The sequence below is a fragment of the Nostoc sp. C057 genome, from assembly GCF_013393925.1.
In the GTDB taxonomy this organism is placed as follows: Bacteria; Cyanobacteriota; Cyanobacteriia; order Cyanobacteriales; family Nostocaceae; genus Nostoc; species Nostoc muscorum_A.
This window is the reverse complement of record NZ_CP040282.1, coordinates 37,422-61,073: the sequence shown is the minus strand read 5'-3', so window position 1 is coordinate 61,073 and position 23,652 is coordinate 37,422. Positions and strand designations below refer to the sequence as shown.

Genomic DNA, 23,652 nt, shown 5'->3' with positions numbered 1-23,652 from the left:
TTCGTTAAGGAAAGAAATTATACATTAAGCGGCTAGTGAGAAAATTTCCGTATAGTCAAGCTCATCGCAATAATCCTATTTGAATTACTTTTTTGTTTTGCCAACAAGTGTGTGCTGTTTTACCTAGCCTTTCTTCTAGGTTTCCAATATTTAAACTTTGTGGGACGATTAACCCAGTATTTAAACTCAGCTTAAACATCTTGTTCTGAAATGTGATCTAAATTCATCACTACACGGGAGTGCTTAATCATGGCGCAGGACGAACTAAAGAACAAAGTAGCTTTGATTACTGGTGCAAATAAAGGTCTGGGGCTGGAAATGAGTCGCCAACTCGGACAACATGGATTGACAATTCTGATAGCGGCCCGAAACCTAGATGCAGCTAAAACAGCAGTGAGTAACTTGGAGAACGAAGGAATAATAGCTCACCCAATTGCCCTGGATGTCACTGATAGTACTCAAATTGAATCTGCTGTTCAACAAATTAGTAACTCTTTTGGTCAACTTGATGTCTTGATCAATAACGCGGGTGTGTTTTTAGATGGTGATTGGTTAACCAGTAATGCTAGTTCTATTTCTGTAGACATTATTCGACAGACATTTAGCACCAATTTTTTTGGCTTAGTGGAATTAACTCAACGAGCATTGCCGTTAATATTGAATAGCCCTAGTGGTCGAATTGTAAATATGTCGAGTATTGAAGCCTCGTTAGCACTTCATGCTGACCCCAATTCATTTATCTATGATTCCAAACCATTTGCTTACAATGCTTCTAAGGCAGCAGTGAACTCATTTACCATTCATTTAGCTCATGAGTTACGCAATACTCCGGTGAAAATTAATAGCGCTCATCCGGGTTGGGTAAAAACGGAATTAGGTGGTGAAGGTGCAATGATGGACATCGCATCAGGTGCGAAAACTGGTGTTGAATTAGCGATATTGCCCAATGATGGCCCCAGTGGTGGGTTTTTCCATCTTGGTGAACCAGTAGCTTGGTAGCCTATACCACGATTTGAAGCAGTGGCATAAGTTATTAGTCATTACGCAAAGTTCTCACGATTTTCATACACTCGATACTATTGACCAAGACGGTAAATGGCGATTTATCCCATACATTGAAGGAATGGGATAAATCGCCGTCTTTTGTAAAAAGTTGAGCATTATTCTTCTAACTCGGACTTTTCCATTTCTGGTGAAAAGTTGGCTCTACACTGCTCAAGTCATCTATTATTAGAGGCACTTCTCAGTATGTGGGCATCGACTTAAGCATTGGATATTGTCTCCAACTGTTGCTTGAGAATTACAATTTCGATTTGATACGCTTCAATTTCAGTTTGAAGTTCGACACGTAATTCCAGTGGTGTAAGTGGCTGAATCTTCTGCTCTTCAAGATGTAACACTTCGGAAAAATCGTTTTTATCTAGGACAGCATAACGCCAAGATTCGTTACATAAGCCAGTCAGTAGATTATTGGGTGGATAATACTGAATCCCAACAATCACTCCCTGCTTAGTTCTTTGCCCTAACGAGTATTTTGGTGATGTCCAATGGTTAGGAATAGTGACAACTTTTGAAGTTTCCATACGATTTCAATTATTATTGTTTTAACTGTGTTTGTACTACTCGCTGCTGCCTTTTCTCTACCAAAACCTGACCAATAGATCCCCCAGTACCCAGCCCAAACATTCCTGTAGCAATCATGTACATTGCATTTTTGCCAAAAAATTGCACTCCTAAATATCCGATAGATATGGCCGCTAATGTGCCCGTGAGACTTACAGCAATTACTTGTGCTTGATTCCGTTCCATAATTAGAATGCCTTTCCCTGATAGAGGTTTGAAGTTGTATGATTTTGCTATTAGGTAATCGCGCTACTGGGCAATTTATGATCGAATTGACACCAAAGCAACAAATTTTTATGCTAGATGATGTGCCTACCCGTTTGCATCATCTAGCTACACACTTGTCACAGATTCAATCTTTGTGGACTCAAGGCTCATCAGAGGATTTAATACTGGCCTTGGTTAATGAAAGCAGATACTTTATTGAGTGGACTGTACCAGATATGGTAAAGGCAGATGATATTGACCGAGCCTGTGAATTAGTTGATTTAGTTCGTCTTCTGACTCGTTGGCTATTCCATTGGGACAATATTTGGACTGATGCCGAACAAAAGCAATCTGCATCTCTTGAAACTTCATATTGGTTACGTCGGGTTTTGGAAATATCACGTACTGAACCGGAATCAATGAGTGCTTAATTTGACTCAGTTAGTTTCTTGGTGCTGGGGAACTTCTCGTGATCTGAGCAGGTATCACCTTCTATCCCATGTGGATGAATCGCACAAACCAGCTTTACTTTCCCATATTCAATACCATGAAAATTTCGGCATCCTTTGCAAGCCTTTGGTTTCGCTTTGAGTCTTTCCTCTAAAGTTCTGTCGATTTGTTCTTCAATTTGAGTTTTCAACAGACGATCTAGAGCTATTGTTTGCAATCCAACTCCCCCTAGCATCAGAGACAAGCCAGAAATCCAACTTTTTGCACCCTCTCCCGCAATTGCTCCTTTAACACCGATAATGATACCGATCGCCATTGCCGTTGCTCCTGATGCTGCAACAAAAACATTCAAATATTTAAGCTTTGACATTGGTTTTTCTCTCTATTGTCGAACAAAATAAAATTCTGTACAACTGATCGATTTGACTTGCTTATTTATATGAAAATCATCGGCATTTCGGTGGTTCATACTTCGTAACAAAGCCCCAAAGTTGTAAATCGTTACTGCTGACTTGAGTTCTGATTTGGTTAATTGAATTTCCATTGCTGTTTCTTTCCCTAAAATTTATCCCGTTTAATACTGAAACTTGCTCCGATTAGAGAACTGCCCAAGAAAGCGGAAAAACTGACCAACATTGCACCCAGGCAGATATTTTTCTGCTGCTCCCAACCAGAGATGATTATGTTGCGGTTAGCATTGGACTCGATTACTTCTAGCCCCCAGCACCCCATTGCCCCTACTCCAGAGAATTCAGTTAAGAGCAGAGAGACAATTGCAGTTGTTTCTATGGTGCGGTCGAGAAGAATTCTGGGGTTAAATCTTCTCCTAGTTCGGCGGCGAAGAACCAATTTACTCTTGTGATCTAATTGAGATTGGTAAACAGCTTGTTTGTGATTAGTCATTTTATATCCTCCAATTGAACATAGAAACCTGCACCTGTATTCGTAATCTTTACCTTTCTTTGATTGACCAAGGTTTGAATCACACTAAGACTAAAATTGATGGTGCATAATCGAGCGCTACCCCCACAACGACGGAGATACTGTAGGCATAGTGAGGAATGGTCAGCAGAGGTGGGATGAGTGGATTTTCTCGGCATAATCTTGACTATGACTCTATGATTTGTAGATGATGTGAATTGAAAAAAATCCTTGAACTGGCGGCATATCTGGAAAATGAACTTTCCTTATACTGAACCTACAGACCTGAATTTATGGAACTAGCTGATAATCTGATAAAATTCGTTCATGTTTGATAACACCTGCAAATTTATCGCTGAGATGTATTCTCCTGATTTTGCTACTTGGCTATTAGGAGAACCGATTACTTTAACCAAATTAAGTCCTACAGAATTGTCTTTAGAACCGATTCGTGCTGATGCCTTAATATTGCTGCAATCAGATGAAGTTGTTCTCCACATTGAATTTCAGACCAAACCCGATGACGATATGCCGTTTCGGATGGCTGATTACCGCTTGAGAGTGTATCGCCGTTTTCCCAATAAACGAATGCACCAAGTGGTAATTTACTTAGCCAAAACTGAATCAGAGAAGGTGTATCAAACTACTTTTACTACTGAAAGTTTACGACATGAATTTTCAGTGATTCGTTTGTGGGAGCAGCCTTCAGAGATATTTTTGAGAACCCCAGGGTTATTACCATTTGCTGTATTAAGTGCGACTAACAACAAGGTTGCTACACTGCAACAAGCTGCTGAGACTATTGATAAAATCCCTGAAAGGCGAACTCAAAGTAATATTGCTGCCGCCTGTGCAATTCTGGCTGGGTTAGTATTAGAGCAAGAAGTGATTGGGCGTTTATTCAGGAAGGATGTTATGCAAGAATCAGTGGTTTATCAATCAATCAAGACCGAAGGTAGCGATGAAAAAGCCCGTAAAATTGCTATTAACTTATTAACTGAGGGAATTAGCGTCGATGTGATAGCTCGGGTTACTGGTTTATCAGTAGAAGTAGTGCAACAATTACAGCAGGAATAATCCGAGAACCAAGAGTAATTTTGCGACTATTCCTATACTGAATCGGCTCACCAAGGGCTGCATTTTAATTCCCCATTTTTTACCTTACTCAGTGACGGTGCGGGTTGTTGACAACAATGCCCGTGTTTGTCGTAGCTGCTTGTACTCATCCCAATTCCTGGGATTATAAGGTGATGACATTGATTCTTCAAAGTCCCAGTTCTGAGAATTGGTGTCGAAAAACTCAACCGCTGCATCAAAACCACACTTTAAAAATCTGCTGTATGATTCTTCCGAGCAAAGAATCGATTCGACAATTGCAGTCAAAAGTTTGAGGTTGGTTTCACTAGCAGCACCTTCTTTGTGGAGCCATTCAATTGCTTCGATTAACTGTTGTTTAGCAGATGCCGCAGTAGATTCAGGTAATGCTGCAATGGGAATAAAACCTGTCAATTGTTTCATGTCTGATTGGCTCAAAAATTATCTATTTCTGCAACACCTTCATCAGTTACCACTTTCCGTTGAGATTTAGCTTTGGTAATTTGGAATTCGTTCGCTTTAATCACGGGCATTGCAGCCTCTTTGACTGCTGCTTTTGCTTGATGATAAAGGAACTGAACTACCCCGTCTGCGTCTTCCTCTTCTTCGACTTGCGCCCATAAAGAACAACCTAATTCGATTGATTCGTAGTTGCCCAAGTTGAATTTTCTTGAATAACTAATTGAGACAGTACCGATTTTCATTGACTCGTTTTTGCTGCTAATTTATGTAGTGGCGACTCCAAGGTGAATCGCCTTTCTCGTGTCTAATTACCGCTTGTTAACTTGCGGCATTGCTGTCTGATTCTGTCCTTGCAGAGATGCCCTCGCCTCAGTTTCCGAAACTGGGGGTAATGCTGGTGCAGTGACAGCATTACTAGCCCATCGCTCGTAAGTTTCGTTTGTAACCCAATGAACTGTTGCCCCAGATTCCGCACCACTACGAATCATTTCGGCTGCAACGAGCGCGTCTTTTTCAAAGTCAGACTGTGGGTTACGGTACGACCATTGGATGAACCAGTACGTTCCCAGCGCTCCTTCTACCTTTTGGAACTCCGCACAGAAAATGTAGTTTTTGAGTACGCTAGCGATCGCACCGAAGCAGAACTCTTTGGGATCTCCGGGCATCCCCTCTTCGCACCACTGCTGAAATGCGCGATGGGCGAAGTGGTTGTAGAGTCCAGCAAAATTGTCTTTACTGCGGCGATGGATTAAGAAACTAAGCAACATCGAAGCTGGCCCTTTAAACTGGTCTTTGAGTCCGCCTGCTACCGGAATCACCCATAGTTCGGTAAATGGCTCGTTGGTGAAATTCTCGTTGATAGTCAAGGCACGGTCAGGGCGAGAAATAGCGATCGCAAAGTCAGCCTTGTTACCTTTGAGATATCCTCCTGCTTGTGCTTCTAAAATCGTCAGTTTTGGAGGACAATCGAGAAGGAATTGCCCGTATTCTTTAGCGCAATTCGCTTGTAATTTTGGTTGGCTGGGTGGAATGAGAAAGACGCTGTTGTTGATTTTGATGGTTTCCATAATTGCGTTGTTGTTGCTAAAAATTGCGTTGATACTGGATAGTGTTCGACTTAGCTATTTATGAAAATGCCAGGAATTGTTTTTAACTCATATTTCAGCAGTTCAAGTTGGCGTAGACATTTTTCTATTTCAGCCTGAATCTCTGCTCTCAATTCCTATGGTGTCAGTAGTTCTATTTCGTTCTCTAAGCGATTCCCTTCTTCAATAGAATTGATATCAGGCATGACGATGTACCGCCAGCCTTCACCATATTCATGTGCCAAAAGACTGTCGCTTGGGTAATACTTGATGCTGATAATCAGTCCTTGTTCTGCACGCTGTCTCAAGGTGAAGCGGGGGTATTTCCAGGGCGAACGCACGGGATTTCTGAAACCCTTGCTGGGCAAGGATCTTGATGAAAAAATAGGCTAAATTAAAAAACGCCAAAACCCTTGCTATTAAAGGATTCTTATACTTTAGATGCGTTTGCCCTGGGGGTATTTCCAACCGTGTGGAATTGTTATTGTTGGTTGCATACTTCTGCCTCTTGATTAAATTTGATTTCAATGATTTCTTCTACACAACCCATTGCCTCACCCAAGAAATGCAGAACATCTCCCAAGTGAGTTGCTGCTTCTGGATCAATCCTTTTATCAGCAATCAACAAGAGCCAATTTTCATCTTGAGCGATCGCTTGAATTTTCTGGTAACAGGAGTTGAATCCTTGTAGTATTTCTATCGGTTCCATTGATTTATCAGATGAATTGTGGTGTTCTATTTGGATAAAATTTAGGTTTGCTCCTTGCCACACAGGTGGGTCTATCCTGCCCACCCGTTTCTTGCACTGCCACGTTCATAAATTCGTCCAACCCAACTGCTGCATCAACCGGCTCGGCGTATCGAAGAGAATCAACTCCGTTTGACCAGTGCGTAATGTACTGAAATATCACCCCAATCATGCAATCGCCTTTGTACACTCGATAGTTTCTGGGGCAGGCTCCGTCAACGAAAACCAGCTTGTAGCCAGAAATCTCTTGCACCTCTGCGTTGGGGTCGGTTGGAGGTAGGAGAATTTTCTCTGGGGATTCATCCCAATCGGGTTGTTGAAGAGAAAATGGGCTAATCATATTTGATATGCCATGATGATTTCGATTGTCTAAATTTCGTTGTGGAGGCGATTGCTTTTCTCTTGGACTGCAACCGCCTTTCTCACTTTCTGTACCAGGGATTTATTACACCTCTGCATTCGCATCTGTAGCAGGTAGGAGAATTCTCTTAGGAGTCATAGAAACCCGGATCTGAAAGTGTAATGTTACTTGCTGTATTATGTGCAATGATTATTTGTAATTGCATATAGGTGGCGATTGCAGTTGTCTTGGTGTGCAATCGCCTTTCTCACTTCAGCAACTTATGCCGCTACTGCCACTCGAACTCCTAACGACGCAATAACTTGTTCTGCACTCGGAGCCACACGATTCACCCCGTACTGTCTCGGTCTTGCGTACCAACCCTGGTGATTGCACCCGACGAAGCCAACAAGATGCCCGTCTTGGTAGAGTTTGGTGCTGAACGAGAGCCAATCTATCTCACCATGATATAGACCGAAAGCAGTGCAGGCTTCTTCCAGTTCATCGCTTAATCGTTCGTTCCGTTCCAGGGGTGTCTCTGGTAGAGTCGCTTTGACTTCTGCCACTCTTGTAGCGAACCAGTTGCGATCAAAGGGGAGCCGTCCGCCAGCGACTAACTGCACCCATACTGTGATTCCGCCTTCTATCCAGATGGTACGGACGGATTCGGGTTCCACTTCGATAATCTCACCAATAATCCGACGATCACGAGCAGTCAGGGGGTCTTGGGTTGGGGCTACAGCTTCGGCTTGGGTTTCCAGGTGGCTGTACAGTTCTGCTTGGGCTAGGGCTTGCTCGTCACGAGAAGAAGTAGGAATTGCTTGCTGTGTTAGTGTTTCGTAAGTCATAATATTGATCTCCGTGATAGGGGAAAAGGCGATCGCAGAAGTTGTCCAGACCGAGCGATCGCTACTTGTCTAATTGGCAATTTACTGGACATTAGTGGAAAAAAAATACATATATCCGTCATTGCGATGCACCGACTTGCAATACTTGTAGCGGACTGGGCTAACCTTCTCTTTTGGCGTTCTCATCTCAAAAACTCCGCTTTTCCTAACAGTTAACCTGCCAATATGAGTACCTGCAAACTTGCCAGAGGGAAGGATTGCTCGCACCATGTCGCCAGTCTGAAAGCCAAAAAAAGTCTTACATCGCGTTTTATGTCTCATGGGAAAACCATATTTATTTGGTGTACACATCTGGCGGCTACCCCACCCCTTAGCGGTAATTAGCAAGGGTTGAGAGGCAAGAAGTTGCAAGCTTTCTACCATGCCTACTGCTGCGGCATCTATCCAATGCTTTTTTGGAAGTCCAAGGCGAACTCGATTATATTTAGTCCTGCCTCCCGTCCCAATTTCTATTGGCAGTTCCGTCTTTTTTAGTCTGTCAAACAGTGCCCAACGAGTTGAATTAACAGCAGCAGCATCTTTTAATGGTTGCTTTGCTTGACTTAAAATCCGAGAAAGGATGGCAGGCTTTTTGGCTAAGAACTCTTTAATATCTAGGTTTCCTTTGGCTTGATTACATTCATGACAAGCAAGAGTTAGATTGGAAACTCTATCAGTTCCACCTTTCGATTTTGGGTGAATGTGTTCAATCTCAAAGGGGACGTTTTCGACACCGCAATAAGCACACTTCCTATTCCACTTTTCGAGCAAATACTCCCTTGTTTCATATCCGGCAAGGGTTCCTTGTTGATATTCTTTACCTGATATTTCAGGGTTCTCTGTTGCTTGAAGATCGAATTTTACTAATTCTTGAGATATACCAGTGATTGGTACATATCGGATTATTCTGTTTACCCAAGTCAAAGTGTTTTTGATTCTAGACTCTAGGCTTGGAGGTAGCCATCCCTTCTGCCTAGTGCGGTTAAGAAAGCGCGGCTGCCTGTACCTAGTTTTGCGATTCCGACGGTTGCAGCGAATGGCTCTGCGAGATTCTAAGTCATTTTTTATCTGCTGACCCCTATGAGTTAATTCAGCACCCCAAATAACCTTATCTTCTTGCAAAATTGCCAAGCCACTCACTTTGGAACCTGGGTCAATTTTCAATTGATGTGGCTTTACTTTAGGATCATAAATTATCTTTTTTAGAATGAGCATAAACGGATAACGTCGATAAACAGCAGCATGTCCTTGGTTCAATAATCGTCTTGCTTGTCCTGGTGGAATAGGGTCAAGTGGTTGCTTGTTGGCATCAATTAGAAATACAAAATTAGACATTTTGTCCTCTGATTTAACTCAGGTAAAGTTTTCCTCGCCAATGTTTTGAGAACTTGTTAAGTCAACCACGCTCCCTTAACCAAATACAGGTGTTTGATGGTTGACGACAGAGCTACAAGCTGGAAAGCACCCGGAGGTGTCATGATTCTCAAAACGTAGTTTTCACTATGGCTGGCTATCTGTCCAGTAGCAGTACTAGTTGTCTGGTTCTTGTCCACTGTTTGGTGAATAGCCTTTGTTATGTGTGCAAAGAACGTTGTGGTTTAGCACAACGCTCTCAAAAAGATTTGGCGTAGCCATCAAAGCTAGTTGCTAAGAGCATTCTCAAGACAGTAGACGGCAGCATCGGGGGACGTGTAAGGAAGTGCTGTGTTCGCAAGAGGACACTCTACTAAATTCAGCTTTGCTGTAAAATCTTTGATTTCTAGACGAATGGCACTAAACAACCAGTTTTTTAAGACTTGGTAGGTCATCGAGATCATCTTCGCTGGCTTGAGCATTACAAGTTTGGCTTCCGGCTGCTAGTCCCGGTGGCACTTGGTTTTGTGGTTAATTGAATGAGTTTAAATCCGGGAGTAAGCACTTCTTTGTTTACTAGGAGGCTAGCGCTTGTTTCCTACTTTATATTTATAATACTACGCGAGACGTAGGGGAAAGTCAAGCGTTTAAAATGGTTTTTTCTACATTTAACGTAGTATTTTTATTTTTAAGCGTAGTTTTATTGATTTGTGACCATGTATAATAATGAGTATTCCAAGAGTCGATTTATCAAAGCAAGACGGGGATTAAACTAATGGAGGTGTCACATGGACAAGCGAATGATTGCTTGGAGGTTAAATGAAATAATGGCAAAAAAGCGTATTAGGAATAAAGACCTAGCAGCAGCTTTAGGGATTGACGAAAACTCTGTTCATCGATTGAGAAGAACAGATGAAATGCCTCGATTAACTGGGGAAAGACTTAATGGACTCTGCATTGCCCTTGAATGCCAACCTGGAGATTTAATTGTTTTTATCCCAGATGACCACACAGATACCACAGGAGAAGAAGAACAAAAGGTTAAGCCAATCCCTGTAAGGGAATATCTAAAATCTAAAGCTGATAATTCCCAACCACAGGATATAGCAGCATAAAGCGATCGCTGCCGGTCAAAGCTATGCGATCGCCTGCTCAATCCGTTGATCACAAAGTGAGCTAATTATAATGCTGACATATTTTTGGAAAAACTTTTCAAATCAGCTGCTGGGTTCACTTTGGTTAAATTGCAACACCCCAATTTTCAAGCATTTACCATAGTGGGCAAGAAAAATGCTGACACTAGAAAAAGAACAAACAACAGCACTCGATTACAGTGTTATCAACACCAGCATCCAAGAAACCTTTACCGCCATCGACCGATTCGAGTGGCAAGCGGTAGATGAAATTCTCCAGATGAGGGAACAACAGCTTTACCTGCAAGCTGGCTATAAAAACTTTTCAGAATACTGCCAGCGTGAGTTATACGCCTGGGGTGGATACCGACGAATCAACCAACTGCTAGGAGCCAAAAAGGTCATAGACGCAGTTGGGGAGTTGGGCGGACACATCAAAAATGAGCGCCAAGCTCGTCCACTGCTGCGGCTAGTCAAGGAACCAGAGAAACTAAAACAAGCTGTAACGATCGCTCTGAAAGATAACCCATCCCCTGGTGAATCAGACTTTGCGGCTGCTGCCCAAAAAGTGGTTCCTCAACTTCCACGCAAAAAACATATTGTTCAGGAACCAATGGTTCCCAAAATTGAAGAACCAGTAGTTCCTAAATCCGCCAAAGTCACAGTTTCACAACAGTCACACCCAAGATATGGAGAATCAGGAGTGATAGAGGCAGACGCACCGAATCGTTGGCAACAGATTGTTACCTTTGCTGATGGCGAGAGGTTGTTGATCAACAATGCTGATTTGGATGCCGCTAGTGTCCCATTTTCCAGAGGGCGAGACTATCCACCAGAATATACGGAAGCGATCGCTGCTATTGAAGAACGCCATAAACAGGAGTTAGAGCGACTTTCCCAAGAAATGAGGATTGGTTTGCAAACAGAGGCTACAGCCAGAGCAGAAGAACAAGTGCAAGAGCAAATCCAATCTCTGCAACAACTATTCAAGCAACAGAAAGAAGAAAATATCCAGTTGCAGCAACGGCTTTCAGAAATGGAAGGGTTGAGAAAGCTGGAGACTGAGAACCAACAGCTTAGGCAGCGTATTCAGGATTTGGAAAATGCTGTACAAGAGCGTCCTCAACAGCAGTGGGAAAATACCATGACCCAGCAAGCGACCAAAGTTTTGAACAAGCAGGTGAAACAGGCGTTAGAGAAAACCATTGATTTGCGATCGCTGGCCCAGGAACCGCCGAAAGAAAACGCCCAAGAATGTCTGCGGCTCATGGGTATGGCTTTGAAAAACTTAGCCAGTGCCATGAACAATACTCAGGCACTCGAAGCTGCGGCAATCATTCTGGGGAGTGAACCTACACCATCAGCGATCGCTTACCGAGCCGAACAATTGGAAATGCTACCCCAGGCTGTTAGTGATATTCGGGGGGTGCTTGCAAAACCTGGGTGTACTTGGCAGGAGTTTTTGAATGTTGCCCAAGAGTATGAGGTTATTAAACAAGACTATTGGGCGGAATTGACCAGTGAAGAAACAAATTTAATTACCGCACTCCAGAACGCATCCTCTCAACCGGACACCATTCAAGTTGGTTCTATAGTTGCCCACACCGACCCCTACCGTACTTTGTATGTCGAGAGGGGTGAAGTAGTAGAGGATTTAGGCGAAGAGATGGTGGTTGCCTGGGATCACTGGAAGGAACAATCGAAAAAGACTGATAGGTATTTCCGAGACGAATTGCGATTCTGGCAACCGGAAAAAGAGTAGGTGAAGTTGTTGATTAGAGCGATTGCTTAGTTAAAAACTGTGCAATCACCCTATGAAAAGTGTCTCCGCCGCAAACGGTAGACAACAACACGATTATAAGAATGTAGCTAGTTGTACTGCCAAATGTACTGATAACTTTTAAGACCGATAAATAGCAAACCAAACCCTGCATCACAGTGGGGGAAATTTCCGTGCGTCAATATAAATAGGAGATTGTACGATGACTGCAACTATTACAAAACCCAAGCTCAAAAAGGCTGCTAGTAAACCACAATCCCCATATAAAAGGCTTCATGTCATTATTCCCATCGAAGATATGTTATGGGCATCGCAACAAAAGCCTTCAGTTACGCAATTGTGGCAGGAGTGCTGGACGGCTGACCCTTATGGTTCTCGGTGGATGCCTTTGTCCTCAGCTTTGGGGTACAGTACTTTTATCTCTGCAAAGAAAATTCTCGCTGAAAGTGGACTGTTCATTTTCAAGCCTGATAAGTCTATTCAGGATGGCAGGGAAACGGCTAGCTGGATGGTGAAGAATTTGCATGGTAGCCGGATGAAGGAGTTTTGGGAGAAAGCCAATGCTGAAAATCAGCAATCAGATTCTCTAAAACAAGAACCAGATTCTCAAAAACGAGAACCAAATGCTGAGATTTCAGATAAAGATGCTGGCTGTGAAGAAATACGTGCTTTAAATCAAGCATCTATTTTAGGTCAAAGTGAGTCAGAGCAAGGGTTATGTGAACCCTCACGAACTGCCCAGGAACAGTTCACGAACTCTTCAAAAGAGTTCGTGAACTGTGTCTCTGACACGCTAAATGAGATTTTGCAAGTTGAGGAGACGGCTCATGCGCCCTTGAGGGGCGCGTCGCCTTCACGTATTGAAAGCGCGTCAGAACTTGAAGACTCGCCTACGGCGAATGACTGTACATCGCTGGCGCTTGTGGATGATTCACCAAGTCAATCTGCTTCGTTGTTGGCTGAAAAGCAGGATTGTAGCGTTGAAGCGAGGGACTGTCATGAAGGTACTTGTTCCGCCGCGTCGCCTGCCAAAATTGAAAAATCTTCAACTTCAGCGATCGCAGATCAGAAAATGGAACCGAATCGCCCCTCTGCTTCGTTGTTGGTTAAAAACTCAGTTTCGAGTGTAGAAATCAAAGCAGTTGATGAGGGTGAAAATTCCGCCGTGCCTGTCCCCAGTGCTGAAAAATGGTCACATGAGGCGATAGTTGCACGGTCAAATATGCGACCTGTAAGAAGGGAAAAACTGAATCGAGCGGCGAATTCAGGGGAGAATCCAGGCTTTGACTTCTTGCAGGAGTGTTGGAATGATGATCCGGCTTTGCAGATTGTGATCAAGAAATTGCTGGTGAAGTTTCCGCAGTGGGAGATTGGGTGTGTGGATGGGGAGTTGATTGAGCGGGAAGAGTAGAGCGTGTTATGTCAACTACAAGCTAGACAAGTCAATTCAGATGCGCGGACAGTTTAAGGCTAGAGTAAGCAGAGGATGAAAATTTAGCAATTTCAGCTTATTAGATTTGGCCATTTGTTATTCTAAGCTGTTGCTATTTATGACATATAAGCAGGAAATTATCGATTTTTACAATGCTAGAACCAATTATGATAATGATGTCACTCTCAATCGTGCAATTGCACTTTTTGACTACGCAACTCCGTGTCCTGGGCAATCCGTTTTAGATGTTGCAACGGGAACGGGAAATATTGCGCTTAAAGCCGCTCAGAAAGTTGACACAAGTGGTTCCGTGATTGGAATTGATATCGCAACAGAACTACTCAAGATTGCTCAACAGAAAATTCAAGCCGAAAACTTATCCAATGTTAGGCTAATTGAAGTTGATGCAGAAGCATATCAGCCTGAACCAGACAAGTTTGATGCGATCTATTGTTCTTACGCCATCGTGCTTTTTCCCAACATTCCTAAAATTCTCGAAAATTGGTATCGTTGTCTCAAGTTCGGTGGATTCATCACATTTACCTGCTCGTCTGAAAATTCATATTTAGCATTGTCTATTGTAGAAGCTTGTGCAAGAAATGGAATCACACTGCCAAATCTGCACGAACCATTAGGAACACCAGAGCGAATTCAACAGGTATTAACTCAAGCTAAATTTAACCAAATTGAAATTCATCCTCGGCAGATGGGTACTTATTTGAGCTTAGAAAAGGCACAAAGCCGATGGAATGGGCAATTCTGGCTACATATCGATAATCCGTTACGTCAATTAAAACCGGAAAAAATTTGCCAGATTAAAGCTAGTTATGATGATGAAATCGCTGCACTAGAAACTGAGCAAGGTGTATGGCATGAGGAGTTAATTTACTACGTTGTTGCTCGTAAAGCATAACAGTTTCGGCTCAATTGAGAGATTGGGCGCACAGTCAAGTGGTAAGTGGTGTTAGGCGAATGTACCGAGTATTTAAAAGAGGCACTCCGCGCTTGTAAGGGGGTCAAGTCAACAGAGACTGTGTTTGTCGCTGCTTGCAAAGAAGGCAGAAAACCGGAAGCACAACAGCCCAAGTCCGGTGCGATCGCTCCCTTCGAGTGGGCGAGGAAAAACAGGGTTGTAATTGCGATGTCGGGTGAGGTCGTGTACACGCCGGATGGGGAGGCTATGGCACTGGTGGAAATGATGCGGCGGTGTCCGGTGATTGAAGATGGCAGAACAGTTCCGCGAAAATCCAGAGGATGAGTTTTTGATGGAGTGTTGGGCTGATGACCTTGGTTTGAGGATCGTGATCAAGAAGCTGGTGGCGAAGTGTCCGCAGTGGGGACTTGTGGCGGCGGATGGGGTGCTGGTGAAATGGGATGAGTAGCAAGTAGCAAACAGCTTAATTTTAAGATTTTAACAAAATATGAAATAAGCTAATTCCAAAACTGGATAAAATATTTATTCTATTGGTAATTAATTATCTGGCAAAAATTTCTTATGCCTACAACTTATCCAAGAGATTTAACAGGTTTACAGTTCGGTTATTGGAAAATAATTAGAAAAGGGCAATCAGTCAAATATGCTAAATGTAGCGTAACACTGTGGGAGTGTTTATGCACTTTTAAACAATGCAATGTGATTAAGTTTGTGAGAAGACCAGATTTAATAAGTGGTAGATCCACTTCCTGTGGTTGTTTTAGGGCAGATCAACTTTCTTCATCTTTATTAAAACATGGAAATTCTATTAAAGGTGAAGAATCACGGCTATATCGAATTTGGAAAGGTATGAAGTCACGCTGTAAACCAAGTTATCGTCAGAGGAAGGACTACTATGATCGGGGTATTTCCTTATGCCAAGAATGGGATAATGGCTTTCAAATATTCCTACAATGGTCACTTAAAAATGGGTATGATGATAGTAAAACAATAGATAGGATTGATAATAATCTTGGATATTGCCCAGAAAATTGCCGTTGGGTTTCTCAACAAGAACAGAGTTGCAATACCAGAAGGAATAGGTATTTTGAATATGAAGGTGAAACTAAACATTTAAGTGAATGGGCTAGAGACCCACGTTGTAAAGTTAAGCTAGGGACTTTAAAAGCAAGAGTTACTAAGTATGAATGGCCTTTTTACAAAGCTTTGACAACTCCTACTGTACAAGAAAAATTAACTATAAAAATAATATCAGTTGACTATATTGAAAATAAAATTTATTTATCCAACGGGAAAATTATAAATAATTTAACCGAACATCCCAAAGCACCTTTATATCGAATATGGGATAGTATTAAGCAGAGGTGTTCTAACCCTAATAATCACGCATATAAAAATTATGGCGGTAGAGGTATAAAAATTTGTCAAGAATGGAATGATAGCTTTGAAGAGTTTAAGAATTGGGCAATTAAGCAAGGCTATCACGATTATCAAGGTTGGAGTATTGACAGGATTAATGTTAATGAGTCTTATTTACCCCAAAATTGTAGACTTATTAAAAGAGAAGAACAAGTCAATAATCGTCGAGTATCTAGACTGTACACCTATGCTGGTGAAACAAAAAGCTTGAGCCAATGGGCTAAAGATCCACGATGTAGGGTTAAACGAGGAACGCTTCGAGAAAGATTGGAATTAGGTTGGGACTTTCAAAAATCATTATTAACTCCGTGTCGAAATTCCAGACAGAAACTTGACTAATACATTGTGATTGCTATGTTTAGTGAAGTTGTGTACACACCGAGGGCGAGACTATGAAATTAGTAGAAATAATGCGGCGTTATCTAATTCAGAAATCGATAGCTGATGCTATTGATTAGTGGCATATTTCAGAAGCCGATCCCACTCCCAACGCCACACAGTATCTACCGTGATTTCTTTGTCATTGGTGAACTTGATAAATTTATTTTCTGGAAATCTCTTACAAGTTGCAGCGTGAGAAAGCGAGGAATATTATATGATCTGATATCGTACTACTTTTTAAATGTCTATCTGCGAAGAAGAGAAGACTTGTTTGTTGGTGGGGTAGTCCTCCCTTACCATAGCCTGAGTTTTCTTTTATATGCTTTATTAGATCCTTGTTATCCAGAAAACCGCGACTATGTTTTTCGTTGATGTTGAGTTTTTCGTCATACCATCCAACTGCTTCGGCAAACCGAAAATAATTTTCATAATCTTTGTCAGTCCATTCTCCTAGTTCTATACCCAACCTATTCCCAGTGCTGATCCATATTTTCTTTTGCACACTAAAGCCAAAACGGTTGTCTGCATTAACCCAAAGCTGGTCTATTCTTTGCAGGTCTGGACAAGAAAAACTCTTGATATCGTCATACTCTAAATCTCCTTGTTCTTCCCTTTTAGCAATATTGAGCATAAGTCGAGATGTTTGCTCATCTGCCACTTCCCAATTTTTAGTATTCAAAAAATACTTAAGTTGAGCATATAAATGTTGCGTTAGTGCTAACTCGACTTCTTTGTTTTTAGGGTTTAGCTCTCTTAAACTCCGATAAACTAATTCAATATTCTCGCCCGTGAGCAACTGATTGTCTTTGGTAAAATCAGTTTTATTAGGATGATACTTTAAAATATTAAGTAGGTGGGTGGGAAAAAACCCAACTATATTAAGATAAATAAATACGGAAAATGTACTTACAGAGGTAACAAATGTTATGGGCGCTCGCTTAAGGGTATTCCTCACGCGTGAGCAAGACCAAACCCTGTTAAACCTGAGAACTGTGGATGTACCACAGAAAGTTAAAGATCGAGCAGAGGCAATCAGATTAAACGCGCATGGTTGGTACGTAGAAAAAATAGCTGCTCACTTTGACTGGAGTGTTCAAACAGTAAGAGAAGTCTTACATAAATGGCAGAAGTTAGGTATAGAAGGGCTTTGGGAATTACCAGGTCGAGGAGGAAAACCGAAGTGGAAGGAGGAGGACATAGTATTGTTGGAAAAATGCCTCAGAGAAGAACCACGTACATACAATAGTTTTCAACTCTCCCGGAAATTAGAAAGCGAGCGCCACATAAAATTGAGTCCCGACAGATTAAGACGGGTACTCAAAAAAAGGGGGTCTATTGGAAGCGAGCCAAGAAGAGCCACAAGAGAAAACAAGACCCCGTAGTCAGAGCGAAGAAACAAGCAGACCTAGATATGTTGGAATTATCCGCAGCTACCGGAGAAATAGACCTAAAGTATCTAGATGAATCAGGATTCTGTGTGTGGAGTGAACCAGGTTACACCTATTACTTTAGAGGTGAGCAAAAACGCTTAGAGCAAACCAAGCGTCGTGGTCGGAGATTAAGTATTATCGGGTTTCTTCAACCTTTAATCAGCTTTATTTACGGTCTAGTTATTGGTGGTGTTAGTCGTAAATCTTACATTCAAATGATGGAAATTGAAGCGACGGAAGCTCAAAAAACCGGGCGCACTAGGGTAATTGTGCAGGATAACGGACCGATACACCGATGTCTTGAAGTGCAAAAACTATGGTTAAAGTGGGAACAGATGGGTTTGTACATCTTCTTTTTGCCTGCATACTGCTCCGAGATGAATCCAATTGAATTGGAGTGGCAGCACCTGAAAAAAGATGAATTATGTGGGCAAATATTTGATGATGAGTTAGACCTTGCTTACGCGGTGATTGATGGCGTTAAAGCTAGGGGAGAAAAAGGCAACCACAGTACAAAACGTATTAAATTTGGCTCTAATGGCTCTGGTTAAACTTTCGTTACATAGTTGTAAATTTTCCCACCTACCTACTTAAATGCTTTTTTATAAGATTCTATAGCTTCGTGAGTTTTTTTATTGTGGGCTAGTAAATCACCTTGAGCTTTCTGGACTAATACTTGAACTTGTAAACCTTGGCTAGATTCTAAAACCTTCTGATCAGCTTCAGTTAATAAATTCTGACTTTGATGAATTTCTGATTCTGCCTCTTTCAGATTTTTTAACTGTTGATGTGCTTGTGAACTAGTAGAAAATACTAGTGCTTGTTTAAGTTGATGATTACTAACGTTGAAAGATAAGGCGGACAGCCTTAGAGATTCATTTGAATCAAAAGTAATGCCTCCAGAACGAGAAGTATTATTTTTTTGTAATTCACCAGCTAGTTTGTTTAAATTTTGAACAGCTTCAACTTCATCGTGAGTTTCATCCAGTTGTTTTCTAGCAGATATTCCTACAATTGTAGAACCTACTAATGTTACAATTAAAATCAATGCTCCAATAATAATTCGTTGTTGAGCTTTTTTATTTACCTCGCTGAGTATTTCTTTTTCCTTACTAGCTGCTAAAAACTGTTTATCCTGATAACTTAAATTCTTATCTCTTGCCCATTGTTCTGCTTCTTGTAACGCATTGCCTCGCAGCAACCGCGATTCATCAGTTCCACCAGAAGCCACCCAAAAGCGAAAATTCTCAGAATAGGGACGCAGGTTGTTTAGTTGGTTTTCAATCCAATTGAAGTCAAATATTTCTCGATAAATTTGGTTATAAATTCTTAGCTTACCTTGCTGCCTAATAACTAATCCCGAAAGCTGCAACTCGCTTTGCTCTAATGTCTCGTCTGCTGTTACCTCGGATTGTTCTTCACTCAGCCTGACTTGCTGGTACAGTTCTAGTAAGTACCCTGCCCGTTGTTCATCCCGCAAAATCCTGGCTTGAATCGTCCGTAAATGCTCAGGTTCATCCTGTGATTCCCAGTTTTCAATAATTCGCAACCTGACAACTTGCTCTACTGAACGAGGAGTTTGTTGCTCAGATTCTTCAACCATGAACTGACACAGTTTTTGAGTTAAAAATGGTTGGCCTCCCGTCCACTGCAATATTTCTTGTATTACTGCTTGAGGATTATTAAACTTTCCCTGCAAACCCTTCTCTAATGGTTCAGCCTCATGTAATTGAAAACCCTTAAGGGAGATAGCTTTACCAATGTTAAACGGGGTACGCTGTTTATCTTCAATCAAATTGCTAGGTGATGCAACCAGGGCAAACGCATCTAAAGTATAAGAATCCTTTAATAGCAAGGGTTTTGGCGTTTTTTAATTTAGCCTATTTTTTCATCAAGATCCTTGCCCAGCAAGGGTTTCAGAAATCCCGTGCGTTCGCCCTGGTGATGCAACCCCTAACAAACAAAAAGTGAGACGTAATAATTCTGGGTTATCAACTCGTTTGTTATAACAAGCACGAATCAATGCAAAAAAGTCATCTGTGGGAAATTTTAGACTGAGTACGCTATCGATTTCATCAATAAAAATAACGATACTCTCTTGAACTTCAACAAGTAATACTTCTTCCAAAAACTTGCGAAATCTTGTAACTAGCGAATTTAACTGATTAGCCTCCCACCAATCACCAAAATCTAAATCTAATCCAAAACTATCAATGAGTGTGTCAATTAAATCTGCATACCATTGTTCGGGAGGGACATTCTGAATACCTCCAGCAGAAAGGTCAACGGCTGCACACTGTACGCCATCATCTCTTAATCGCTGCATGGTTCGCACACGCAAGCTGGATTTTCCACTCTGTCTGGAATTCAGTACGTAACAAAACTTTCGCGCCTTCAGCCCTTCATATAACTGTGCATCAGCTTCTCGTATGACGTAGGTGCTGGCATTTTCAGGTAGACTTCCAGAGAATATGTATTGGTCAACCACAATTTACCTACTCCAAACGAGTTGAGAAGTACTGACGATACAAATCACAACTAGGAACGCAATCATTACTAACAAGTTTTACTAACCCCAAGCTATGCAATTTAAACACAACTTCAGTATCTAGCCTGACAGGTGCATTTGCCCTCACTACTTTTTTATACCCTAACTCTAACTGAGGATTATGTTGTAAATGCCACAGTTGTTGTCGCAAGTGGTCACTGAAGATTCCTTGCTCTGTTGGTGCAAGTCTTAACAATTCTTCTAAGGTCACTTGCTGGCTTTTGAGATGGGCAATCGCAGATTGTACCAAGTAAGGATGCCCCCCTAGCAACTCCATCAACCTAGTTAACCTCTGCTCCCCCAGCCTTAACTCATTCTGCTTGGCGAGGTCTGTTACTTGTTGCAGATTAAATTCAGGTAAGTCAATTGCCAATCCCACATTAAACGGGGAATGATTACTGTCTAAGGAAGGGTAAGATTCAGTTGAATGAACTACTACTAACCGCAGCTTCTTCCAGATATTACCAATCTTGTCTCCTTGTTTCGCTGCCTCATACCATCCCCGTAGTAACAAGCAGAATTGAGGGAAAATCTCTGGATATTCAAACAGTCTCTCAAAGTTATCTATAGCTAAAACTAAGGGAGTATCAGTAAGTGATAATAAATATTTTTGAAAATAACGGGTACAGTTTTTATTCAGCCCAAAAACCTCTTGCCAATGTTTTTCTAGTTGGGGTTCTAGCTCCAGACTGTCAGCAACATCAACACATAACCATTGCAGAAATGTTTTTAAGTTAGCCAGAACATCAATATCAGCCAGTTGTAAATCTATTTTCGCAGTTTGATAACCCTGGTGTCTTGCATAGTCTAGGGTTTTCTCCAGCAGTAATGTTTTACCCATTCTCTGCGGGGCTTTGAGACGAATCAATGCCCCTGGTTGCACAATTGCTTTATAGCATTTATCTTCAATAGGTGGTCTTTCAATATATATTGTTGTGTCTGCCGCTAACCCAGAATTATTAGCCGCTTGCAACTGTTGTTCAATTGCATCCAACTTATTACCAAGCTCATTCAGTATGCGCTCCTCTGACTGAAGCTGGTGTTCATATTGGAACTTGCGAGATACATCGGTTTCAATTACTAACGCTGTTCGCAGATTTGTAACTTTCTGGCTTTGGAGGGTGTAAGCTTTTTCGAGTGAGTCTTTTTCGGACTGCGATCGCTGGCGTTGATTCTGCGATTGGACTGAATTATCTGATGCCACCGTCTGCTGCCCAAGGTGAATGTTGTAGATGTCGCCGCCAATTCGCCCAGCGTTTACTGTGCCAGCATTAATCAACCCACCGCCAAACTGGGAATTGCGTAAGTCGTTGCTGACTTGCTTTGGGTCTTCTGAATCCGGCATGGGTTTGACTTGAGCGTTCTTAAGCGTCGTTGTTCTGAATGTTACCACCTATCTGGTCTGCATCAACATTGTTAGCATCTACTATGCCACCTGCAAACTGGGAGTTAGCAATATAGTAATTTGAAGTTTTGTTTCTTGCTTCTTGTTCTAATTCCGAATACTTTTTTAACATTTTTGTGATTTTTGGAAAATTAAGTTTTATATTCTCAAAAGTCGATTGGGAATTAATAGCTTGAGTTTCAAGATTAAAGAATAAGTCACGGAAATACTCTGGCGATACTTCTTTGATGCGAAATACTATTTTTTCTATTGAAGCATATTCATTATCAGATTTACATAACATATTTTTAGGATTTAGTAAAACAAGACATGGTAAGTTATTAATATCTATTTTAAGTTTTCTTGCTAAATCATAAACTTCTGATTTTTGGTATTTCCGATTTTTTAAAAAATTTAAAAACTTAAATTTTTCATACAACTCATCTTCAAATATCTCTTTCCAATATAAATGAGATTTCTCCCATCCTAATGGTGGACGCTCCAGAAGGAAAATAGTACACCAATCTCCAGTCAATTTATCTAGAGATTCAAAATTATCTTTAATATAGTGTGATAATTTATTATCTTCTTCTGTATAGAGAATAATTCCTGGTATAAGATTTTCATTAAATGTAAATAAACTCTTGTTTACTTTATTAAGCTCAGTTTTATTTCCCGAAAAAGAAAATATATCTAAAAATTCTTTTGCAGTTTTAAATGAAACGGTAGCTCCTATAGGAGTGTCCCAAATTGGAGGAGAATAATGTGCAGTAGCTCCATTAAAAATGGCTTTACTCAAGTCTACTTTATCTAAGTTAGCTTCAAAAAGATTAGTTTCACTAAGGTTAGCTTGAAAGACTTTAGCATTACTGAAATTAGCTTCAGTAACGTTAGCTTCACTAAGATTAGCCATACTGAGGTTAGCTTTGCTTAGATTAGCCCCACTGAGGTTAGCTTTATTTAGATTAGCCATAGTGAGATTAGCTTCACAGAGATTAGCCATACTGAGGTTAGCCATACTGAGGTTAGCTTCACTCAGATTAGCTCCGCTTAGGTCAGCTTTAGTAAGATTAATGTTAGTGAGGTTAACTTCACAGAGAAGTAATTTACTCAAGTCGCTCTCATTGAGAACAGGGGTAATTCCTTGGTTATTCTTCCTCCATTCATTCCAAACCTCAACTCCTTGCTTAAGTATTGCCAGATATTCTTCATTCGCCATTACCAGCTAACCTCTCTACTTATCTCTCAAGTAAACTACTCAGCATCCTGCCAGCCTTCTAAAGTTGCCAAAAGTATGTTAACAAGAGGATGATCCACTAATTCCTTCAATGCCTCAGTTCCACCAGATTTCAACGCCCCAATTACCCGCGCTTTCAAAGTAGGATTACTATCAATTTGCTTGAGCGCTTCTGTCACCGCTATCTGTTTTTCTAGTGGAGTGTTAGTAGGGTAAGTCTGCCCCAATTGGTTGAGAAGCTGCTGAATGTCTGCTGCGGCTTGGGCGAGGTTCTGCTTTTGTTCAGGGTTGTAGTTGGTGATGTTGCCGCCGATTTGGTCTGCGGTTACGGTGTCAGCATTTACTAGACCGCCTGCAAATTGAGCGCCTTGTAAGTTAAAACTAGAACTTTTATTACTTACCCTTTGTTGGTTGTTGTCACCCTGGACATTGTTAATATCGCCATCAACTGAACCACCAACTGAAAAGCCACCGGGATTGTTAGTCATAAAACCTACCTGTTCAACATTTGAATAAAAGCTAGGGCGTTGTAGTGCTGTCACTACCATATTCTGTAAATCAGCAATTCTGCCATCCTTCTCAGCGATGAGTGCTTTAACTTCTTGTTCTGCCAAAGCTTTTAGCTGATTATAAGTAGCAAAATACTCTGCACTCAGTTGCGATTTATCGGCTGCGATCGCTGTTTTGGCACGGAGCAGAAAGTTGTCCTCACCACGCACTTCCATCCCAACAATCTGCAAATCTGCTTTGGGGTGATTTTCGGCTAACTGCTTGAACCAGGGCAAACGCATCTAAAGTATAAG

The 23,652-nt window shown here is 41.4% G+C and carries 30 protein-coding genes; 11 read left to right on the top strand and 19 right to left on the bottom strand.

The features are described from left to right. Nucleotides 1–249 precede the first annotated feature (249 nt). On the top strand, nucleotides 250–999 hold the full coding sequence (locus FD724_RS31915; RefSeq protein ID WP_179075749.1) for an SDR family oxidoreductase: 750 nt from the start codon (nucleotides 250–252) through the stop codon (nucleotides 997–999). 263 nt (nucleotides 1,000–1,262) lie between these two features. Here the strand turns inward: FD724_RS31915 and FD724_RS31910 are convergent, their stop codons facing one another. Together FD724_RS31910 and FD724_RS31905 are read right to left on the bottom strand one after the other, a co-directional pair. Continuing rightward, nucleotides 1,263–1,583: a hypothetical protein gene (locus tag FD724_RS31910; protein ID WP_179075748.1), complete on the bottom strand. Its 321-nt coding sequence runs from the start codon at nucleotides 1,581–1,583 to the stop codon at nucleotides 1,263–1,265. A 13-nt stretch (nucleotides 1,584–1,596) separates the two neighbouring features. Further along, entirely contained in the window at nucleotides 1,597–1,809 is a 213-nt protein-coding gene (locus FD724_RS31905; protein WP_179075747.1) for a hypothetical protein, read from the bottom strand. Nucleotides 1,810–1,847: 38 nt separating this feature from the next. Between FD724_RS31905 and FD724_RS31900 the strand changes: the two genes are divergently transcribed. Then, nucleotides 1,848–2,261, top strand: a complete 414-nt coding sequence (locus tag FD724_RS31900; RefSeq protein WP_256874643.1) for a hypothetical protein — start codon at nucleotides 1,848–1,850, stop codon at nucleotides 2,259–2,261. Here the strand turns inward: FD724_RS31900 and FD724_RS31895 are convergent. After that, complete coding sequence (locus FD724_RS31895) at nucleotides 2,258–2,650, bottom strand: hypothetical protein (protein WP_179075746.1); 393 nt, start codon at nucleotides 2,648–2,650, stop codon at nucleotides 2,258–2,260. The two genes, FD724_RS31900 and FD724_RS31895, sit on opposite strands and share 4 nt — an antisense overlap. 188 nt (nucleotides 2,651–2,838) lie before the next feature. Then, a complete protein-coding gene (locus FD724_RS31890) occupies nucleotides 2,839–3,183 on the bottom strand; it encodes a hypothetical protein (protein WP_179075745.1) in 345 nt (114 codons plus the stop codon). Nucleotides 3,184–3,528: 345 nt separating this feature from the next. On the opposite strand from FD724_RS31890, the gene FD724_RS31885 reads away from it, so the two are divergent. Beyond that, nucleotides 3,529–4,278 (top strand): Rpn family recombination-promoting nuclease/putative transposase, encoded by a 750-nt coding sequence (locus FD724_RS31885; protein ID WP_179075744.1) that lies wholly within the window; start codon nucleotides 3,529–3,531, stop codon nucleotides 4,276–4,278. A gap of 84 nt (nucleotides 4,279–4,362) precedes the next feature. Here the strand turns inward: FD724_RS31885 and FD724_RS31880 are convergent, their stop codons facing one another. The 9 genes from FD724_RS31880 to FD724_RS31840 all read right to left on the bottom strand — a co-directional run bounded on the left by FD724_RS31880 (nucleotide 4,363) and on the right by FD724_RS31840 (nucleotide 9,626). Further along, a complete protein-coding gene (locus FD724_RS31880) occupies nucleotides 4,363–4,719 on the bottom strand; it encodes a hypothetical protein (protein ID WP_179075743.1) in 357 nt (118 codons plus the stop codon). 11 nt (nucleotides 4,720–4,730) lie between these two features. Continuing rightward, nucleotides 4,731–5,000: a hypothetical protein gene (locus FD724_RS31875; protein WP_179075742.1), complete on the bottom strand. Its 270-nt coding sequence runs from the start codon at nucleotides 4,998–5,000 to the stop codon at nucleotides 4,731–4,733. Nucleotides 5,001–5,066: 66 nt separating this feature from the next. Continuing rightward, nucleotides 5,067–5,825 (bottom strand): hypothetical protein, encoded by a 759-nt coding sequence (locus FD724_RS31870; protein WP_179075741.1) that lies wholly within the window; start codon nucleotides 5,823–5,825, stop codon nucleotides 5,067–5,069. Nucleotides 5,826–5,980: 155 nt separating this feature from the next. Further along, entirely contained in the window at nucleotides 5,981–6,184 is a 204-nt protein-coding gene (locus FD724_RS31865) for a hypothetical protein (protein ID WP_256874642.1), read from the bottom strand. A gap of 140 nt (nucleotides 6,185–6,324) precedes the next feature. Further along, entirely contained in the window at nucleotides 6,325–6,552 is a 228-nt protein-coding gene (locus FD724_RS31860; protein ID WP_256874641.1) for a hypothetical protein, read from the bottom strand. A 7-nt stretch (nucleotides 6,553–6,559) separates the two neighbouring features. Next, on the bottom strand, nucleotides 6,560–6,931 hold the full coding sequence (locus FD724_RS31855) for a hypothetical protein (RefSeq protein WP_179075693.1): 372 nt from the start codon (nucleotides 6,929–6,931) through the stop codon (nucleotides 6,560–6,562). Between the two features lie 281 nt (nucleotides 6,932–7,212). Beyond that, nucleotides 7,213–7,779: a hypothetical protein gene (locus FD724_RS31850; RefSeq protein ID WP_179075739.1), complete on the bottom strand. Its 567-nt coding sequence runs from the start codon at nucleotides 7,777–7,779 to the stop codon at nucleotides 7,213–7,215. An 81-nt stretch (nucleotides 7,780–7,860) separates the two neighbouring features. After that, nucleotides 7,861–9,153, bottom strand: coding sequence for an RNA-guided endonuclease IscB (gene iscB, locus FD724_RS31845; protein ID WP_179075738.1), 1,293 nt, complete (start codon nucleotides 9,151–9,153; stop codon nucleotides 7,861–7,863). Between the two features lie 305 nt (nucleotides 9,154–9,458). Then, nucleotides 9,459–9,626, bottom strand: a complete 168-nt coding sequence (locus FD724_RS31840; RefSeq protein WP_179075737.1) for a hypothetical protein — start codon at nucleotides 9,624–9,626, stop codon at nucleotides 9,459–9,461. Nucleotides 9,627–9,959: 333 nt separating this feature from the next. Here FD724_RS31840 and FD724_RS31835 point away from each other — a divergent pair, with 333 nt between their 5' ends. From FD724_RS31835 to FD724_RS31805, 7 genes are all read left to right on the top strand, one after another. Continuing rightward, nucleotides 9,960–10,286 carry a helix-turn-helix transcriptional regulator gene (locus tag FD724_RS31835; protein ID WP_256874640.1) on the top strand — a complete coding sequence of 109 codons (327 nt, stop codon included), beginning with the start codon at nucleotides 9,960–9,962 and terminating at the stop codon, nucleotides 10,284–10,286. 175 nt (nucleotides 10,287–10,461) lie between these two features. Continuing rightward, nucleotides 10,462–12,066: a hypothetical protein gene (locus tag FD724_RS31830; protein ID WP_179075736.1), complete on the top strand. Its 1,605-nt coding sequence runs from the start codon at nucleotides 10,462–10,464 to the stop codon at nucleotides 12,064–12,066. 220 nt (nucleotides 12,067–12,286) lie between these two features. Then, complete coding sequence (locus tag FD724_RS31825; protein ID WP_179075735.1) at nucleotides 12,287–13,495, top strand: hypothetical protein; 1,209 nt, start codon at nucleotides 12,287–12,289, stop codon at nucleotides 13,493–13,495. A 139-nt stretch (nucleotides 13,496–13,634) separates the two neighbouring features. After that, nucleotides 13,635–14,429 (top strand): class I SAM-dependent methyltransferase, encoded by a 795-nt coding sequence (locus FD724_RS31820; RefSeq protein WP_179075734.1) that lies wholly within the window; start codon nucleotides 13,635–13,637, stop codon nucleotides 14,427–14,429. A gap of 45 nt (nucleotides 14,430–14,474) precedes the next feature. Further along, complete coding sequence (locus FD724_RS31815) at nucleotides 14,475–14,774, top strand: hypothetical protein (RefSeq protein ID WP_179075692.1); 300 nt, start codon at nucleotides 14,475–14,477, stop codon at nucleotides 14,772–14,774. Then, a complete protein-coding gene (locus FD724_RS31810) occupies nucleotides 14,740–14,898 on the top strand; it encodes a hypothetical protein (protein ID WP_179075691.1) in 159 nt (52 codons plus the stop codon). The genes FD724_RS31815 and FD724_RS31810 overlap by 35 nt, the downstream gene beginning before the upstream one ends. A 113-nt stretch (nucleotides 14,899–15,011) precedes the next feature. Beyond that, a complete protein-coding gene (locus FD724_RS31805) occupies nucleotides 15,012–16,208 on the top strand; it encodes a hypothetical protein (RefSeq protein WP_179075733.1) in 1,197 nt (398 codons plus the stop codon). A gap of 220 nt (nucleotides 16,209–16,428) precedes the next feature. Here FD724_RS31805 and FD724_RS31800 read toward each other — a convergent pair whose 3' ends face one another. Then, complete coding sequence (locus FD724_RS31800) at nucleotides 16,429–16,908, bottom strand: GUN4 domain-containing protein (RefSeq protein ID WP_256874639.1); 480 nt, start codon at nucleotides 16,906–16,908, stop codon at nucleotides 16,429–16,431. Nucleotides 16,909–17,176: 268 nt separating this feature from the next. On the opposite strand from FD724_RS31800, the gene FD724_RS31795 reads away from it, so the two are divergent. Continuing rightward, nucleotides 17,177–18,231 (top strand): IS630 family transposase gene (locus tag FD724_RS31795; RefSeq protein ID WP_256874324.1). Its coding sequence is split into 2 segments (ribosomal slippage): nucleotides 17,177–17,569 and nucleotides 17,572–18,231, totalling 1,053 coding nucleotides; the frame shifts between segments, so codons are not numbered across the junction. Between the two features lie 35 nt (nucleotides 18,232–18,266). On the opposite strand, the gene FD724_RS31790 is transcribed toward FD724_RS31795, so the two are convergent. From FD724_RS31790 to FD724_RS31770, 5 genes are read right to left on the bottom strand one after another with little or no spacing between them, the layout of a single operon-like run. Beyond that, a complete protein-coding gene (locus FD724_RS31790) occupies nucleotides 18,267–19,535 on the bottom strand; it encodes an AAA-like domain-containing protein (RefSeq protein WP_179075731.1) in 1,269 nt (422 codons plus the stop codon). A gap of 36 nt (nucleotides 19,536–19,571) precedes the next feature. Next, nucleotides 19,572–20,168, bottom strand: coding sequence for an AAA-like domain-containing protein (locus tag FD724_RS31785; protein ID WP_179075730.1), 597 nt, complete (start codon nucleotides 20,166–20,168; stop codon nucleotides 19,572–19,574). Between the two features lie 7 nt (nucleotides 20,169–20,175). Then, entirely contained in the window at nucleotides 20,176–21,621 is a 1,446-nt protein-coding gene (locus FD724_RS31780; RefSeq protein ID WP_256874638.1) for an AAA-like domain-containing protein, read from the bottom strand. Next, a complete protein-coding gene (locus FD724_RS31775) occupies nucleotides 21,593–22,831 on the bottom strand; it encodes a pentapeptide repeat-containing protein (RefSeq protein ID WP_179075729.1) in 1,239 nt (412 codons plus the stop codon). Before FD724_RS31775 ends, FD724_RS31780 begins: the two co-directional genes overlap by 29 nt. Nucleotides 22,832–22,866: 35 nt before the next feature. Beyond that, nucleotides 22,867–23,640, bottom strand: a complete 774-nt coding sequence (locus FD724_RS31770) for a hypothetical protein (RefSeq protein WP_179075728.1) — start codon at nucleotides 23,638–23,640, stop codon at nucleotides 22,867–22,869. Nucleotides 23,641–23,652 lie beyond the last annotated feature (12 nt).